Origin of the sequence: Lysinibacillus sp. fls2-241-R2A-57 (genome assembly GCF_030209535.1) — a bacterium.
In the GTDB taxonomy this organism is placed as follows: Bacteria; Bacillota; Bacilli; order Bacillales_A; family Planococcaceae; genus Lysinibacillus.
Genome location: NZ_JARVRU010000016.1, coordinates 1 through 16,407, shown reverse-complemented (window position 1 = coordinate 16,407; position 16,407 = coordinate 1). Strand labels below are relative to the sequence as shown.

The 16,407-nt window shown below is 34.7% G+C and carries 18 protein-coding genes, 1 pseudogene and 1 riboswitch; of the genes and pseudogenes, 6 read left to right on the top strand and 13 right to left on the bottom strand.

The annotated features are described in order from the left end of the window. Positions 1-5 precede the first annotated feature (5 nt). The 5 genes from QRN68_RS03030 to QRN68_RS03010 form a co-directional block, all read right to left on the bottom strand. Complete coding sequence (locus QRN68_RS03030; protein WP_285395286.1) at positions 6-1,277, bottom strand: MFS transporter; 1,272 nt, start codon at positions 1,275-1,277, stop codon at positions 6-8. Positions 1,278-1,349: 72 nt separating this feature from the next. Beyond that, positions 1,350-2,168 (bottom strand): SPL family radical SAM protein, encoded by an 819-nt coding sequence (locus QRN68_RS03025; protein ID WP_285395204.1) that lies wholly within the window; start codon positions 2,166-2,168, stop codon positions 1,350-1,352. Between the two features lie 31 nt (positions 2,169-2,199). Further along, on the bottom strand, positions 2,200-2,733 hold the full coding sequence (gene adaB / locus QRN68_RS03020) for a methylated-DNA--[protein]-cysteine S-methyltransferase (RefSeq protein WP_285395203.1): 534 nt from the start codon (positions 2,731-2,733) through the stop codon (positions 2,200-2,202). Next, positions 2,717-3,337 (bottom strand): bifunctional transcriptional activator/DNA repair enzyme AdaA, encoded by a 621-nt coding sequence (locus QRN68_RS03015; protein WP_285395202.1) that lies wholly within the window; start codon positions 3,335-3,337, stop codon positions 2,717-2,719. The genes adaB and QRN68_RS03015 overlap by 17 nt, the downstream gene beginning before the upstream one ends. Positions 3,338-3,424: 87 nt before the next feature. Further along, positions 3,425-4,138 (bottom strand): 2OG-Fe(II) oxygenase, encoded by a 714-nt coding sequence (locus tag QRN68_RS03010; RefSeq protein ID WP_285395200.1) that lies wholly within the window; start codon positions 4,136-4,138, stop codon positions 3,425-3,427. A gap of 159 nt (positions 4,139-4,297) precedes the next feature. Between QRN68_RS03010 and QRN68_RS03005 the strand changes: the two genes are divergently transcribed. Next, entirely contained in the window at positions 4,298-5,209 is a 912-nt protein-coding gene (locus QRN68_RS03005) for a DNA glycosylase (RefSeq protein WP_285395198.1), read from the top strand. A gap of 202 nt (positions 5,210-5,411) precedes the next feature. Here QRN68_RS03005 and add read toward each other — a convergent pair whose 3' ends face one another. The 7 genes from add to QRN68_RS02970 form a co-directional block, all read right to left on the bottom strand. Further along, positions 5,412-6,404, bottom strand: coding sequence for an adenosine deaminase (gene add / locus QRN68_RS03000; RefSeq protein ID WP_285395197.1), 993 nt, complete (start codon positions 6,402-6,404; stop codon positions 5,412-5,414). Between the two features lie 65 nt (positions 6,405-6,469). Further along, a riboswitch (purine riboswitch) is annotated at positions 6,470-6,568 on the bottom strand. Between the two features lie 371 nt (positions 6,569-6,939). Continuing rightward, complete coding sequence (locus QRN68_RS02995; RefSeq protein WP_285395196.1) at positions 6,940-7,866, bottom strand: ABC transporter ATP-binding protein; 927 nt, start codon at positions 7,864-7,866, stop codon at positions 6,940-6,942. A gap of 12 nt (positions 7,867-7,878) precedes the next feature. Next, positions 7,879-9,090, bottom strand: coding sequence for an ABC transporter permease (locus QRN68_RS02990; protein WP_285395195.1), 1,212 nt, complete (start codon positions 9,088-9,090; stop codon positions 7,879-7,881). 15 nt (positions 9,091-9,105) lie between these two features. After that, complete coding sequence (locus tag QRN68_RS02985; protein ID WP_285395194.1) at positions 9,106-10,230, bottom strand: ABC transporter; 1,125 nt, start codon at positions 10,228-10,230, stop codon at positions 9,106-9,108. A 60-nt stretch (positions 10,231-10,290) separates the two neighbouring features. Continuing rightward, a complete protein-coding gene (locus QRN68_RS02980) occupies positions 10,291-10,431 on the bottom strand; it encodes a hypothetical protein (RefSeq protein ID WP_285395193.1) in 141 nt (46 codons plus the stop codon). 218 nt (positions 10,432-10,649) lie between these two features. Then, complete coding sequence (locus QRN68_RS02975) at positions 10,650-11,363, bottom strand: SDR family oxidoreductase (protein WP_285395192.1); 714 nt, start codon at positions 11,361-11,363, stop codon at positions 10,650-10,652. Positions 11,364-11,396: 33 nt separating this feature from the next. Further along, entirely contained in the window at positions 11,397-11,948 is a 552-nt protein-coding gene (locus tag QRN68_RS02970) for an NAD(P)H-dependent oxidoreductase (protein WP_285395191.1), read from the bottom strand. A gap of 359 nt (positions 11,949-12,307) precedes the next feature. On the opposite strand from QRN68_RS02970, the gene QRN68_RS02965 reads away from it, so the two are divergent. The 4 genes from QRN68_RS02965 (at position 12,308) to QRN68_RS02950 (ending at position 14,409) form a co-directional block, all read left to right on the top strand. After that, the gene (locus QRN68_RS02965) at positions 12,308-12,646 is read left to right on the top strand and encodes a winged helix-turn-helix transcriptional regulator (protein ID WP_285395190.1); all 339 of its coding nucleotides are present in this window, start codon (positions 12,308-12,310) and stop codon (positions 12,644-12,646) included. A gap of 346 nt (positions 12,647-12,992) precedes the next feature. Continuing rightward, positions 12,993-13,337: a hypothetical protein gene (locus QRN68_RS02960; protein ID WP_285395189.1), complete on the top strand. Its 345-nt coding sequence runs from the start codon at positions 12,993-12,995 to the stop codon at positions 13,335-13,337. 49 nt (positions 13,338-13,386) lie between these two features. Then, positions 13,387-13,605, top strand: coding sequence for a transposase (locus QRN68_RS02955; RefSeq protein WP_481817425.1), 219 nt, complete (start codon positions 13,387-13,389; stop codon positions 13,603-13,605). A 420-nt stretch (positions 13,606-14,025) separates the two neighbouring features. Further along, positions 14,026-14,409 (top strand): hypothetical protein, encoded by a 384-nt coding sequence (locus QRN68_RS02950; RefSeq protein ID WP_285395188.1) that lies wholly within the window; start codon positions 14,026-14,028, stop codon positions 14,407-14,409. A gap of 353 nt (positions 14,410-14,762) precedes the next feature. Here QRN68_RS02950 and QRN68_RS02945 read toward each other — a convergent pair whose 3' ends face one another. Beyond that, positions 14,763-15,668 carry a cation diffusion facilitator family transporter gene (locus QRN68_RS02945; RefSeq protein WP_285395187.1) on the bottom strand — a complete coding sequence of 302 codons (906 nt, stop codon included), beginning with the start codon at positions 15,666-15,668 and terminating at the stop codon, positions 14,763-14,765. A 353-nt stretch (positions 15,669-16,021) separates the two neighbouring features. Between QRN68_RS02945 and QRN68_RS27025 the strand changes: the two are divergent. Further along, positions 16,022-16,121 (top strand): annotated as a pseudogene (locus tag QRN68_RS27025) (dihydrofolate reductase); the annotation flags it as partial. Positions 16,122-16,407 lie beyond the last annotated feature (286 nt).

Sequence of the window (16,407 nt, the reverse complement as noted above, 5' to 3'; positions counted from 1 at the left end):
CTCCTCTAAATTGAAGTCGTATATTCAATGTTGATTCCTTTTGATATGCCTCGCCTTAACAACACTATTAAACACAATGTTGTTCCGAAGCCCCCTATAAATAATGTAGTTTGAAGCCCAAATATAGAAACTAAAAAAGCACTTGCAAAACTTCCTAATGCCCAAGCTCCCCAATTAAGGGTACGCTGTACAGCATTTACTCTGCCAAGCATGTGACTTGGTGAGGCAAGCTGTCGTATGGTTGCGGCGTAAGGGCCAAATACACCTTCTCCCATACCATGTATGATACTTGCAGCTACTATACCGTAAACGGTTCCTAAATAGCCCATTATCGGTATAAAGGCTAGACCGATAACTGATACAGTAGCGCTATAAATAAGCATTTTTGTATTATTAAATTGTTGACTCTTTTTTACGAGTATCGTATTGCCTATTAAAAATCCTACCGCTGCCGAACCTACAACAAAGCCTATTTCAAGTTCAGATAGACCCATTACCTTATAAAGGAATATGACTAAAATGCTATTTAGTATGTATTTAAAAAAACCGTAAACAGCGCCACAGCTTACAATTGGCTCCAACACAGGGTGGTTTTTAAAAAATAACAAACCTTCATATATGTTTTTATAGATCGATTTTATATTGACGTTTTTTAAAGAGCCTTCTGTATGTGGTTTAAAACTTGAAATAAATAATATACACACAAAACAAACAAAATACGTTACTGCGTCAACAGTGAATAAGCCTGTTAATCCAACTAGAGTAATAACGATTCCTGCTAGCATAGGGCCAATTACTATAGAAAGAGACTCCGAAAGGGCTAGTTGAGCATTTCCTCTTTTTAAGTCGTCTTTATCTGTTATTATTTCGGGTAAGAAAGAAGGAATTGCGATATTGTAGAACGTTGTAAATATTCCATTTAAAAACATGAGAAACATCAATAAAGGGAACGTTATTATATTTGTTCCAGTCAGTATGAATACAGATAAAAATAAAACGCCTTGACATATACTACTAATTAGCAAAACCTTTTTTCTATGAAGGATGTCTATTAAAGCACCGGCTACTAATCCGAAAATTAGGTAGGGTATGAATATAATCCCTCGAAGCAAGGCAGCATTCGCCTCACTTGTTTCTAGCACCTCTAATGCAAAAAGAGGCAAAGCTACTACTGTAAACTGGGTACCTAACAAACTTATAGACTGTCCTAGCCAAAGCTTGTAAAAATTAAAGTTTTTTTTATTTTTCATAAGACGCCTCCAATAATTCGAATTTATAAAGAATGAATCAGAAATCAAAATATTCCGAATTTTCTAACTCTATTTATACATACAATTACTTCCTATTTTTCACGGCTCAAAACCAGCCTGGCTCACATAAACGTGATTTTCCGGAAAGATTTCAATAAATCGGTTATATACTTTTTTAATTACATGTGGTCCATACCATTCTTCTAAACCAAGTTGGGCATATTTTTTCTCAATACCTAGTTTTCTTGTGCGTTTTCCACCACTGCCATCGCCCATGAAGAAGTCGTCCATACATATCCGATCGGCGAATGGCTTCAATTTCATAGGAAAGTATTCCCCACTCGGTAAGATAGGGGCTATAGCAACTTGGGTCGGTATTCCCTTCGCCGCTAATTGTTCCAATGTTTTAAAGCGCGCCTGGATTGGAGGTGCCTTTGGCGTAAAATGTTTACGGATTGTTTCTGAATCTGTCTCAATAGTCATACTTACTCGAACTTTATCTTTAAAATGTTGCAGCAAATCGATATCTCGACTTACAAGTGGGCTTCTAGTCTGTACTAATAGGAAGTCAGGAGGATCTGCTACCATAACTTCTAGTAAAGATCGCGTCACATTTTCCTTATGTTCTATTGGTTGATACGGATCTGTACTTGATGACATAAAAATGGTTACATTCCCTTTGGCTTTGGCGCGACGAAGCTCCTTTTTTAATAAATTCGCAGCTCCGTTTTTAACATCGACCCAATTTCCCCATTCTCCTTTACGAAAAAGTGATACTGGCATTTGGCGTACATAACAATAGGAACACCCAAATGAACAGCCTGTATATGGATTCAGTGAATGTGTATAGCCAGAAAGAAAGCCAGTCCCTTTATTCAGAATGGTTTTCGGATTTTTATAAAATAATTCACTTTTCAAGACGTAACCTCCATTCATTGTTTGGTAATAATTACTCATGGCTAGATGAAGCTTGCTTTTCCAGATCCAGGAGCAGTGTCTTCATTTCTAATCCGCCTCGATAACCAGTTAATGAGCCATTCTTTCCTATTACACGATGGCACGGTACAGTAATTAATGCCGGATTAGCCCCAATAGCCGCTCCTACAGCACGAACAGCTGCTGGTTTATTTATAGCATTTGCAATGTCGGAATAAGATTTCGTCTGTCCATAAGGAACTTCACAAAGCGCATTCCAGACTGCAAGTTGAAATTGCGTACCTACGTACTCAAATGGAACAGTAAAGGTTTTCCGCTTTCCTTCTAGATACTGAATGATTTCAACGACATAGGGTTCAAGCTTTTCATCATCTTCAACAAGAGGACTTCCTGGAAAGCGTTTCTTCGCCCATTCGAACAATTCCTCGAATGGTTTGTTCTGTGAACCTACAAACATAAGACCCTTTGAAGTTGAAGCAATATAAAAATGCCAATCCTTAAACTTTAGTAAAGACCAATATAGGGTTGGTCTATTCTTTGTTTTCATTGTACTTTTCCTCCATTTTACTCAGTTGACGAAATTGCGCTGGCGTCTGTCCAGTTTTCTTTTTAAATAAAGTAATAAAATAAGGCGCGTTAGCCATACCCACACATATAGCGATATCTCCAATCGCTTTATTTGTTTGAATCAAATACTTTTTAGCCGCTTGTACTCTAACTTGTTGTATATACTCAACCGGCGTAATGCCTTTTATCTTTTTAAATGTTCGATGCATATGATACGGACTCCCATGACAAATAGTTGCTAACGATTCTAACGTTAATTTTTCTGTAAAATTTTTATCAATGTATTCAGTAATTAAATCAACCCACTCACTATCAGGCAGATTTTCATTAGTGGGCTTACAACGCTTGCAAGGGCGAAAATTTGCGCGGAGAGCTTGTTCTGCGTTTTGAAAAATACATACATTTTCTTTTTTCGGAACGCGAGATTTACAGGAGGGTTTACAAAATATCCCTGTCGACTTTACAGCGTAGAAAAATCGATGATTGTACGCTGCATCATTATTGATAATTGCTTGCCACTTTTCATCTGTTATCATTTCTTCATCATTCGAAATTCTATGTCCGTTATTAATACTATCCAGCATTGACATCACCTCTTCTTACAATATACTCCCTATAAATTCAGAATGTATAGTTCTGGGAATGTAATAGCAAGATATTGAAGTTAATTTTTATTTAGAATCGTGAAAAATAATTCCAAGACCGTACCGTTCTCCAGAAGTAACCGTGCTTACGCCGTGACGAACCGTATTTTTGTAATATCCTTTTTTACCTAGAACAGGTCTATGATTAGTAGGAAATATCAGCGCACTGCCTTGTTCTAAAGTGATGACATGTCCCCTACTCTGAGCACGTGGAATTTGTTCCACTAATAGAGATTCTCCACCGCAAAAGTCTTTTTCACGTTGATTTAATACAAATACTACTTGAAACGGGAAAAATATATCGCCATATAAATCTTGATGCAAACAATTAAACCCGCCTGTTTCATACTTTAATAGTAAAGGTGTTGGTCTAGTTTGTTCATATTTTTCACAGGTGTTCAAAAAATCTTGAAGATGATCTGGAAACTGTTCTGTTTTCTTTAAATAACCCAACCATCGATTGGCTGTTTTGGCCAATTCTACATAAAAGGACTCTCTTAAACTTTGGATGATTTCTGGTAACGGATAGGAAAAATATTTGTACTCCCCATTCCCAAAACGATATCTCGTCATATTGATTGTCGTTCTGTATGGCTCTTCCTCATGATACAAGTCTATGAAGAATTCACATTCCTCTTTAGTTAAAATCACCGGAAGCTTTGCGAATCCTTGCTCATCTAATTCATGTTGAATTGAATCCCAGTTTAAGCTCTCGACACGTGTTTTTATATGTTGGACCATTTTTATCAACTCCTATTTAGCATTCTTGATAATTAACACTATAACCTCATAATTAGAAAAAAATAAGGTGTTTAGAATGTAATAGCAAGATAACAAAATTAGGGTAGATGATTCTGTGATAAAGTAAAATTATAGAAAATCGATGAGGAGAATAACAAAATGATATGGCATGAAGTAAATAATGTTATTGTAATTGCATTACCAGACAATTTCGACATGAAGGCTAACCTAGGCTATCTAACAAGGGAAAAAAATGAATGTATGTATGAAGTAGAGAACGATATCATTACAAAAGTTATAGCCATTGGGGAAATTCGGTCCTTAGTACAGATAAGCGTACTCAATCATAAACAAATGGTTGTTCAATTCCTAAATGATTCAAGACCAATTGAAAAGTGGAAGCGCGAAGAAATTGTAAAATATATTCATGAATGGTTTGATCTTGATAATGATTTAACGCCATTTTATGAAATGACAAAAGCAGACCCATTACTTAAAATGCCTGCCCAAAAATTCTATGGATTGCGAGTTATCGGCATTCCCGATTTATTTGAAGCTTTATGTTGGGGAGTTTTAGGGCAACAAATTAACTTAGCCTTCGCGTATACCTTAAAGAAGCAATTTGTAGAAAGATTTGGCGATTCCATCGAATGCAATGGTAAAAAGTATTGGGTATTCCCATCGTACGAACGAATTGCACAGTTAACACCTACCGACCTAGCAGATATTAAAATGACGGTAAAAAAAAGTGAATATATTATTGGAATTGCTAAATTAATGGCAGGTGGAGAATTATCGAGGGAAAAACTAATGAACATGAACTTTAAGGATGCTGAAAAAAGTTTAATTAAAATACGAGGAATCGGACCTTGGACAGCCAACTATGTTTTAATGCGCTGCCTTAGGTTCCAGACAGCTTTTCCAATCGATGATGTAGGTCTTATTAATTCGATAAAAATATTACGTAATATGGACCGAAAGCCTACGAAAGATGAAATTTTAGAACTATCATTTCCGTGGAAAAACTGGGAATCATATGCTACCTTTTATTTATGGCGTGTCCTTTACTGAATCACTACATCATGTAGTTTAGTAATGAAGTTTGATTATATTAATGATAGTAACCTTGATATGAGAACAAATCTAAAGAGCATGTTTTGAAAAAAGATTGATCAAAACATGCTCTTATTTGAATGGGGGCAGATTGACTAAAAGGAAAAGCGACAGAAGCGTAGTTACTTTAGCCAAGCCCTATGCATTTTTACGTGTATATTTAATATTGTGCCAAGCACCATTCTTTAGTTTCTTGATCCGCAAAGGATGCTTCAACACTATTTAAATAAATTTGCCGATAATCTTCTTCACTTAGATTAAATTCGTTGTTCACTAAATGGATTTCTTTTGCCATTGTAGTATCTGATACTGTTCGGTTATCCGTATTAAATGTCACTTTTATTCCATCTTTATGAAACTTGTAAATCGGATGTTCTGAATAATGATGAACAGCTTTCGTCTGGACATTACTTGTTGGACACATTTCAAGTACTATCTGTCTTTCTTTCACAATCTGATAAGCCTCGGCACAATCTTTAATAAATACTCCATGTCCTATTCTTTCAGTACCTAACATTTCAACAGCCTCTAGAACGTTTTTACCAATTCCCGTTTCACCGGCATGAATAGTGACTCTGTAGCCATATTTTTTGGCTAATGAGATTGGATCTACGAATTTTTCACAAAAGCCTTCTTCTTCGGATGCACATAGGTCAATTGCCGCCACACCTTTACCAAGGAACTTTTTCCCCTTTTCAACCACTTCAAATGCGCTTTCTACAGACATCGTCCTCATGCAAGACAGGATGATATTTCCCTTTATTTCGTAACAGCTTTCAGCGTCCCTCATCCCCTCTATAACAGATTGAATAACTTCTTCAACACTAAGACCTTGTAATGTGTGAAGTAACGGGGCAAATCTGACTTCTAAATATTTCACATTTTCTCTTGTTGCATCCTCAAATAGCTCAAAAGTAATTCTTCTTAAGTTCTCCTTGGACTGCATGACCAAATTAGGAAGAGAAAATCTTTTTAAATACTCATCCAGGGATTCACATTCTAACGGAGCAATCAGCTCCTTTTGCAGTTCATCCTTATCAAAAGAAGGTAACTGAATGCCTTCCTTCTGTGCAATATCGATAATAGTTTCAGCCCTTAAGCTTCCGTCCAAATGACAGTGAAGTTCAATTTTGGGCAATGCTAAAAAGTTCATCTTTGACCTCCTGAAATAAATTTTTAGATTGAAACACAAAAAAATTCCTGACTACAAAGAAAATACAAGTTTTGTACTTTCTTCGTAATCAGGAATTTCGGTTCCTGGTAGAGACCCCCAAACCATATTATTGGGGTTATACGAAATAAAATTGTTTGCTTAACGTTTTTAAAATAATAATAAAAAAATATTAGATTGTCAACATGGTATGATACAGAAATTTAATAGATAAAGCTAAAATTGATTGCAAAGTGCTGGCTTAGTTGGAATACGCTCTAATATATATAATGCCCTCATTTGCTACTACTTTGGCAGCATATACGAATTAAGCATTTTTAGGCGTTGGTTAGTCTGCTCTCCGTTAGTACAATAATTTCAACAGTTAAACGTCGGGCAAGAGAGTCACAATTATTAAGAAAAATTACCTGTTTGGATGTTTGCTTTTGCTGTATAAGTAGGGCCTGAAGTAATGATCAGTATCAAAGCAAGGAAAACACCTGAGAACAACTTTCCATCTTTGATAGCTCTTTCTTATTTAACTGGCTGTCACATTTTGATCTTCATGATAATACATAGAATACAAATCATTCAATGTAACTTTTCCAAATGCAAAATCCACCACATTTCTCTCAACTAAAAAAGATGTAAGCGAACTTAACAAACTTGCTTCAGAACTTGGTAAATGAATTAGTGACATTCCGTTTGTAAGTGTTTGAAGTTCTATATTAGGAAATAGCTCGTGAAGTTGTATTTTAGTATCATTTTCCATATTTTTCACCCGAATAGTTTTAATATCCGCTTGACTAAAACCTTCTATAATTTGATTGGTATTCACTAGTTTTCCATTGTTAAATAAGAAAATTCGGTCTGCATATTTCTCTAAATTATCTAGTAAATGGGAGGCGATAATAATAATCTTACCTTCCTCCTTTTTTTCTACTAATATTTTCGAAATAATTTCTACATTATTTGGGTCAAGGCCGTTCATTACTTCGTCCATCATCATAATTTCCGTATTTGAGACAATTTGCATTGCAAAGCATAGACGCTGGCGCATACCAAGGGAATACGTGCCTGTTTTTTTATTCACATAATGCCCCATATTTAATGCTTCGATTGTTTCATCAATCAGTTTTAAATCGGATTGCCACATTGTAGCAAACATTTTTAAATGCTCGCGCCCGCTTAAGTGATTGTACAAGTCACTTTGGTCTGGCATCATCGATACGAATTTATGAATTTTCACTTCATTTGATTTATTTGAATAGCTTAGGCCATCTTTAAATACTACCTTTCCTGTCTTAGGTTTCACATAATTCATCAACACATTCATAAATGTGGATTTTCCTGTTCCATTTGGTGCAACAAGCCCGATCATTTCACCTTGCTCAAATGTCATTGAAATATCATTTAACACTTTAATTTCCCCAAATTGTACGGTAATATTTTGAACTTCAAGCATCTTTACCCCTCCCTATTTAATTAACTTATATCGCCTATTCAATGCAATAAGTATCATTAAAAAAATGACAACTCCCGCTAGTCCAAATAACAGCTGTAATCCTAAAGTAAAATCTAAATCATTGTTCATATAATAAAAATTTCGCCTTTTTGAAATAATTTGTCCTACTTGAATGTAAGATGTCGGATAGTTTTGAATGTCCCAGAAATAGCCGACGTAACGGCTGGCATAAAAATTCTCGCCAAAAATAAGAAGCAAGCCAACAGCGAAATTTACCATCTCATTGCGGAATATAATACTGCATAATAGCACAACGTTAATAATGACGATAAACCAAGTAAAAAGCAAAGTTAAGGATTGTACTAAAAACGTACCTAATGTCATCATTTCAAATTTACCATCCTTACGCCAATCAAGATGAGCAGCATACATAGGAGATGGTAAATTGAAATTCCCAAAACCAGATTGTAGGCCTATGATAAAAAAGCCAACTATAAGCGGTACAAATAATACTACGCTACCTAGTAGTGCAACAAACATTTTCACAAGTAGCTTTTTCCAATCACTAATTGGGAATCCCTTTAAAATAGATGGATGACGTTGATCTTTTTTAACAATATCAATTGATAAAAGAAGTACACAGACAATTAAAATAATCGGAAGTACTCCATTTAATAAGCGTTCGAACGTTTGAAGCGCTGTGCGTTGTTCAAAAACTTCCAATGATAACTCATAATCTGCTTTCGAATAAGCATCATAACGGACAGCATGATCTAAATAGGCGTAAAAGGCATCATCTTCTGCGTGTTTGTTATTTTTTGTAAAATACCTCGAGTTATATGAAAATGCCTCATTTCTATATGTAATCGAATTCGTCAAGAAGTACCATTCGCTAGTTAAATCTGCATATTTTTTAAAATTCCCCTCATCTAATGCATCTAATCTTCCTTTATCTATAGGGTTAATTTGCTTAAATATTTCAATTGCATAAAAAACGGAAGGATGAAGTCCTATTAAATCTTGTCCTTCCATATGATCTAAAAATTCCTGACGTGTTAAATAGCGCGCCTCAATTTCATCATAGTCAACATTTTCAATCGGATTGTAAGTTGGCGCTATTTTAAATACATAAAAAAAGGTCGCAAATGCAAGCAAAAAATAGATTGCTATGTTTTTCTTATTCGTAAAAAACTGCTTGAATTCAAATTTAAAATAACTGAACATGCTTATAATACCCCCCTATGCCCTATTGATTTTTCCTGTTGAGAAGAATGTTTTAATAACGAATAGCATTAAAATAATACTTATACAGATGATGGCTAAGCCTAAATTCATAGTAATATCAACAGGCTTCACTAAATCTACTGGTAAGCCTCGTAAAATATCATTGAAGTTCATGAAATTAAAAGGATTATAGGGAATTAAACTAATAAGAGATGGGAAAATCATCGGTAAAAAGAATAAAATAAAGTGTACAAATAATGTTAAATACATATTTTTCAGTAACACATTTAAAATAATCGACAACAGCATGACAAAGATTGAAATTAATAGCATATAACCAACGCTCATCGCAATATATTGAATCGAAGATATTAATGTGGCATTTCCTACATATATCCCTACAGGCTCTAATGGGTTACCAGGTCCATTTATGATCCACAATGGAATTGCGCAAATAAAAATGAGCAAAATGCTTGTAACTATAGATAAAAAAGTAATCATGCATTTAGACAAAATATAGTGATCAAATCGGACAGGAAAGCCCTTAATTATACTAGAGTGTTCAAAGTCATCTAGTAAAATAGAACTTGTATGGAAGCTAATAAATATGTACCAACCTGCTCCAACGTGCATAAAGAAAAATAACAAAAACGGTACGTACTGAAATAAATCGGATATTGTATCCTTTCCCTCATCAATCATCCACTTAAAATAAAGGTAGTCCATAGAATTTTGCACTTTAGAAGGTAATAATTCTGCAATATTCTCGTATCCTTCTAATTCGAATGCCTCTTGCCTTAATTCTGCGAGTTGAAATGAAGTCTCATAATACATAGATTTTCTGTCCATCGTTAAAGCTGCTATTTGTAAAGCAATTTTGCTTTTTTGTTTAGTTAAATTTTTATATAAGTCGCTTCCGTCACCTGTTTCTGAAGCATCCTTAATTTGAAACTTTGATAGTATTGCTTGTGCTGAATAATAATCACCCTTTTTCTCGACTAGTTGATTACCAACAGCTTGTGCTTTTATATAAAACATAAAGCCAAAAACGATTATAACAACAGCGACTAGTGCGACTAAATTTTTTCGATTACCTCGTTCAATAATTAGACCTACTTTTAATGCTCTTAACACCGTCATCCTCCTCACTTTTCAATGAAAGCACTTACATCACTATGATAAGGTATTGTGGATATTTTTTCAATTTTTAGATTTTAAAGGCTCTTCACCAAAACGTGTGGTTGATTTCCGTTCCGACTGGGCGCTTTCCTGGGGGCGTCCGATGAGCCGCTTCACTCGCGTTGCTCGCTCCAGGGTCTCATCTGTGACGCTGATCCCCAAGGAGTCGCCAAGTCTCCACTACAATCAACTAATATACAGCCCATATATTTTAAAAAATGTCATCCACAACTTTTGGTGATGAGCCATTTTAAAGGTTGTAAATTCTTTCTCCTCAGTGATGGAAAGATTCATAAAAAAACACTAGCCTTTCGTATAGTTCTACAAAAAGACTAGTGTTTTTTCTTGTTTAGGGGATATATTTTCCCTCAGCTTCCGGCTTAAGCTAAAATGTGGCCGCCTTCTACATGAAGAACGGTTCCAGTCACGAAACTATTTTGTAGCAAATATAGTACGCTTTGTGCAACATCTTCAGTTCTTCCTATTCGTTTCACAGGAAGTTTGTTTTCAATAGTAGCATAGAAATTATTACGAGCTTCTTCTGGCATTTTGCTACGGGAAGGTGTATCAATTATACCGGGTGAAACGATGTTCACTCGGATCGGAGCAAGCTCTAATGCCAAAGTCTGGCCCAGATTCGAAACAGCCGCATTGACTGCACCTAGAATTGCTGAACCAATCATAGACTTGTAAGCTACAACCCCAGAGAATAAAGTGATTGAACCGTTTGGTGAAATTTTTGAAGCACCGTATTTCGCTGCATAATATTGTCCCCAAAATTTGTTTTCAAACAGTTGTCGGGCTTGGGCTGTATCCGTTTGGAGGAATGACCCGCCGGATGTTTCTGCCGCGCTTACCACAAGATGATCGAACTGGCCGATCTTTTCAAAGAAAGACTGGACTTGATGTTCTTGCGTTGTATCTAGAGTATAAGCCGTTGCTCTAGCTCCTAGTTGCTCTTTTGCATTCTGTAATTTATCTTCGGAACGGCTGGCAATGATTACTTCTGCTCCTTGAGCTATTAGCTGCTTAGCTGATTCTAAACCAATCCCAGAACTTCCTCCGATAATTACAACTTTTTTATCTTTTAACATGTTTTTTTGCCCCCTATGAGTTTACTTAATAGATTAATAATTCAATACTTCTTGCAGGTGTTTTTCAAGGTCGAATACAAACTTTTCAACCTGCGGATTTTTGACTACATCATAACAAGAGAAACTATTTAAAGGTTTCATTCCGAGAAATTTATGTATACGATGTAAATGACTTAATGCATCTTCTAGGCTGCCCCCTTCAAAAAATTGATTTGGATCGTTAAATGCTTTTTCAGGAGCATTCCAGGTAGTCGAAAACATATATTTCTTTTCAGTCAATAACCCGCCTTTTCCATACTGATCAGCACCCTTAAAAAATAAACCATAAGCATATACTTCATCCATATACGTCTTCAATAAGCCTGGGACACTGAACCAATAGATAGGTGTTTGGTAAATGACAATATCAGCCCAAATAAATTTTTGTTGTTCTTCTTCGATTTTGTATCCGTTTTGAATAATTGTTGTTTTTACATTGTTCTTTTCACTTAAAAAACTGACCAACTTGTTCATCAATGTTTGGTTCAATTTCCCCTCTGCTGAACTATACTTCTGATGGCCGTTAATAATAAGTATATTTTTCATCTTGTTCTTGCTCCTTCATTACAATTCAATTCTTAAAATACCGCTTATCGTGTAACTGGTAACCAATAACCCAACTCTACTTAAGGTAAAATTCAAATCGTTTGCTACATCTCAGAAGAATCCCCCTGATGACGTACCAATAGCAAAGCACTGAGTATAAACGGTAGCTGGTTTCGTTGATATCTTGCAATAATTTTGATCACCTCCTCCATAAGGGAGGGAATAATAAGTTCAACGATATTATATATATAGTAACTTCATTTATGGAAGTAGTGATATTTAATTCATAAAGTTTCTGAAAGTATACTATTGTGATATGATAAGGTAAATTAGTCAAAAAATTTTGGGGAGATGTTTAGATGAGTGTTATTGAGCCAGTTGTATTAACCAAAGGAGTACCAGGTGAAACTTGCCCCATTGCTAAAACGCTCGACGTGATTGGGACTAAATGGACCTTTTTAATTATTCGCGATCTGCTTATAGAAGGAACGATGCGATTCAGTGACCTATTGAAATCAATGAATGGAATTAGCCCGAAAACACTTTCACTCCGTCTTAAGACACTAGAAGATCATGGGATATTGAAAAAAAAGATATTTCCAGAGGTTCCCCCTCGTGTGGAATATACGTTAACGGAAAAAGGAAAACAATTGGAAGGTGTTTTTATTGAATTAAAGAGATTTGGATTAAATTTATAAAAAATTAAGTATAGGTCATTCTTTAAATTTCGGTAAGAATCATATCAGATCTTTTTTATTTTAAATCTATTTCTCAGGCTATGAACTATACAAACTACGCTATCACGGCATATTAATAGTATGTAAAGCTAATTTAGCCTTACACCTCCTAATTTTGTTACTTAGGGTCACTCCTATCCCAAGTGACCCTTTTTATAGTTTCTTTCCTCGAAGTGTTCAGTGAAACTAAAACTTACAAAATTATAAGTTTCATGTCACCAAAATTTAATTGTTAAAACTAAAATTGTGTTTTAGAATTGCTATTGTTGGAAAAAAATAAGAAAACATGATTTGAGGAAGAATTTACATGGAAGACAAACTAATAAAATTTTTATCTATTTTTGGTGGAATTACAATTATTGTTCTAGCTCTTTCGGCTTTTTTCATTATTGACCAGGGTATGCCTAAGGAATTTACTGAAGAAGCATGGTCAGATACGAAAGAGAAAGCAAAACAAGCTACAGTTGAGCATTTTAAAAACGAAAACAATATCGATGTTATAATAAATGAAGTTAGCTCTTCAGGCGAATATGCAACACATGAAGTATATTTAGAAGGTCATGTTGTTGGTAATGAGGAAAAGAAAATCTCTGCTGTTGTAGATACTTCTGAAGAAAATTATCAAGTAAAACTTGTTGATATGAACGCCTAATTATCATTCATTTTTATAGAACCCTTTGAACAGTTAACTTAATTGTTAGTTGTTCTTTTTTTGCCCATTTTCTTCGATTAATCTTCACTTACAAGTTTTTACATTGATAACACGTGAAGAAGCGTTGCTAGATACCATTATTTCACCACTATCGAATGGCATTATGGAAGGCACGAATAATAAAATTAAACTCATCAAAAGACATGGTTTTGGCTATCGAAATGAAGACCGTTTATTCCTTCGTTTACGTTTAGAAACAGGTCGCTGATTTTGTCACCCACGACTTTTGGTGAAGAGCCATTTTTGAAGGTTTCTAATTTACGAGCAACTAAAAACGCCAGGATCAATGATTTACCAATTATTCTGGCGTTTCGTGCTATTATTTTTTATTTATGTGTAAATCATTAAGTGAGTTTATTTGCGCTGTATAATAGTTGTTGATACAACTATTATACAGGGAACTATTACTAACCAAAGTTGTGTTGTGGCGCTAATGACAATGAATAATATAGTTGTTGAAATAACTAAGCATAGAATCCAAAACGCAAGTAAAATTTTGGATCAACACGATCAAAAGCTTTTCTGACAATTGGAAAGGTTTTTTTTACAATGTGAAGAAGTACTTATAAGGGGATATATTAATTCAACGATTATGGAGAAGAAATAGTATATAAGAGGTGAAGATAAGGTGAAAATAAAAACAATATTGTTATTAATTATTTGTTCTATATGGTTAGTGGCTTGTGACAGTAATGGAGAAACAACAAAAACGATAGAAATTCAAGAATTAATTAATTTCGAAGAAGAAAAACCTGACACATTACAATTAATATCTGATGCGAAGGATATAAAGATTATAGAGAAAACTTTTAAAAAAGCTAGAGAATTTGGTGAAGTAGATAACAAAGTAGTTCCGCAATATAAGATCAAACTAAACGATGATGAATACTATTTATGGATCGACAATACAATTACAGGGACAATAGCAAACGTAAATAGTAGAAATATGTTTTATAATATCCTTGCTAGCGAAGAATTTAAAGAGGCCATTAATTATCAAGGACAAAAATAAACTACTTTTTAAAAAATTAATCAAAGCTAACTATCGTCTGTCTAATATAGCAACAATGCATACGAAATGAGCATTTCTCAAAGATTGTTGCTATTAAAGAGGCAGGGATATAAGTATATTTCCAAAGCAAAATTAAAAAATTTTACATCAGAAAAGCGCGAGAAATCAACGTTTCTAAAATTGATTTCTCGCGCTTTTTAAGGTTTTGACCAGTTAAGTTCCAGCCTCTTTTTCAAAATAAATTTCTCATTACTGAACACAGCGGTTATTTAAGCTATAAAACAAGCAACAAGCAACAAGCAATAGCTGCATACATAGTAGCGCAACAATTCAAGCTGTGCAACTTTGTAATACTACTCTTGATTAGGTTCTATATAGTAAGGATTTACATGAATAAGGACTTCCCCTACATCTGGGTATTTATTTAATATTTTATTTTTTATCTCACGGGCTATATCATGACCTTGTTTAATTGTTAAATCATGATTAAGTGATAGACGAATGTCGAGAAGCTTATAGTGACCGTGTTCTCTTGCACGGATTTTGTCTATTCGTTTTACTTGATAGAATTCATGAATAGTGGCTTCATACTCGTCTAAAAGATCCTGATCCACACTTTTTTCCATTAAAACATCAACAGAAGGTTTAACTAATTCCATTGCGATTCTAAAAATAAAATAAGCTACTATAGCACTTGCAATAGCATCCGCGTATAACAAAAATGTCCATCCAATTGCATTTCCTATAATCGCTAAGAGGACTCCAATAAATGCTGCAAGGGAAGCAACAATATCACCTTTATGATCTAACGCAATCGCTATAATAGCTTTACTATTCCACTTTTCCCCCTGTTTTATGGAGTGTCTATATAATATTTCTTTCGCTATATACGAAATTATGGCTGCAATCAATGCACTGTACTGTGGTACACCAGGTTCTTCAAAAAATGCTAAAATTGCTTCTACTAATATATATATTGAAACTAATAATAAAATAATTCCAACGATCGCTTCACTAATAACTTCTGCCTTACCATGCCCAAAGGGATGATCCTTATCAGGTGGTTTATTAGAGATACCTACTACTGCTAGCACAGCAATCGAAGCTACTACATCTGCCCCAGAGTGAATTCCATCTGCAAAAACAGCCTCACTCCCCCCAAAAAGACCAAAGAAGATTTTACCTATCATTAGAATTAGGTTGGATACAAGTGCAATCCATGCAACTTTTTTACTGATTTGTTCTCTCTCACTAACCATTTATCTCACCTCCGATTAAGAGTTTTCCAACTAAAAATGAGGCAAGAATTCTCCTCAAATACCCTTAATTTTCTTCCTTCAATAAATACTCAACTATGATATCAGACGAATATCGAGTGGGTCTACAGCAACCTTTTTTACCATTACTAAATAAATTTAGAATATGAAAATAAGTTGCTTCAGACCAAATTAATCAAATTTAGATTTCCGTAAAATGGACGTTTTCCCCAACTAGAGGAACTTCTTAAAGTCTTACATAATGAAAGCAACGCATTTAAATAAACATGATAGGTGGAATATACAGATACATTAGTTTACACCAAAAGATGTATTATGTATGGAAGACGTTTTGTTTGCAAAAATCATTAATTGCTACAATGGATAGAAATAGCGTTATTGGAAAAGAGAACGACATTCCGAGGAGAATACCAAGCTGGTTGGCATTATGAAAAGTAAACGACTGAGGGGCATCCTTATTTCTCCAATTGTCAATATCTTTTCTCCTCATTTCCTTACATATGACGGGCATGGGATAGCAAACTCTCAACTCGCCTATTGTCTTTAAGCTATTCCCGATTGGATATTGGATATAGTATTACAGGTGTGTTGATTAACCATTTTTATCCACCCTAATTAAATTAGAAGGATCTGATTTCCGCTACGGGCTACTCGCTTTGTTGCTGACGCTTCGCTTTCGCACAGATAAAACATTTGTTGCTGTCGCTTCGCTTTCGCACAG

Bases quoted from the DNA above. Each gene is read 5' to 3' on its own strand.
- adaB (WP_285395203.1), bottom strand. From the start codon at position 2,733: ATGAAAACAAAGAATAGACCAACCCTATATTGGTCTTTACTAAAGTTT.
- QRN68_RS03015 (WP_285395202.1), bottom strand. From the start codon at position 3,337: ATGCTGGATAGTATTAATAACGGACATAGAATTTCGAATGATGAAGAA.
- QRN68_RS03010 (WP_285395200.1), bottom strand. From the start codon at position 4,138: ATGGTCCAACATATAAAAACACGTGTCGAGAGCTTAAACTGGGATTCA.
- QRN68_RS03005 (WP_285395198.1), top strand. From the start codon at position 4,298: ATGATATGGCATGAAGTAAATAATGTTATTGTAATTGCATTACCAGAC.
- add (WP_285395197.1), bottom strand. From the start codon at position 6,404: ATGAACTTTTTAGCATTGCCCAAAATTGAACTTCACTGTCATTTGGAC.
- QRN68_RS02995 (WP_285395196.1), bottom strand. From the start codon at position 7,866: ATGCTTGAAGTTCAAAATATTACCGTACAATTTGGGGAAATTAAAGTG.
- QRN68_RS02990 (WP_285395195.1), bottom strand. From the start codon at position 9,090: ATGTTCAGTTATTTTAAATTTGAATTCAAGCAGTTTTTTACGAATAAG.
- QRN68_RS02985 (WP_285395194.1), bottom strand. From the start codon at position 10,230: ATGACGGTGTTAAGAGCATTAAAAGTAGGTCTAATTATTGAACGAGGT.
- QRN68_RS02975 (WP_285395192.1), bottom strand. From the start codon at position 11,363: ATGTTAAAAGATAAAAAAGTTGTAATTATCGGAGGAAGTTCTGGGATT.
- QRN68_RS02970 (WP_285395191.1), bottom strand. From the start codon at position 11,948: ATGAAAAATATACTTATTATTAACGGCCATCAGAAGTATAGTTCAGCA.
- QRN68_RS02965 (WP_285395190.1), top strand. From the start codon at position 12,308: ATGAGTGTTATTGAGCCAGTTGTATTAACCAAAGGAGTACCAGGTGAA.
- QRN68_RS02960 (WP_285395189.1), top strand. From the start codon at position 12,993: ATGGAAGACAAACTAATAAAATTTTTATCTATTTTTGGTGGAATTACA.
- QRN68_RS02945 (WP_285395187.1), bottom strand. From the start codon at position 15,668: ATGGTTAGTGAGAGAGAACAAATCAGTAAAAAAGTTGCATGGATTGCA.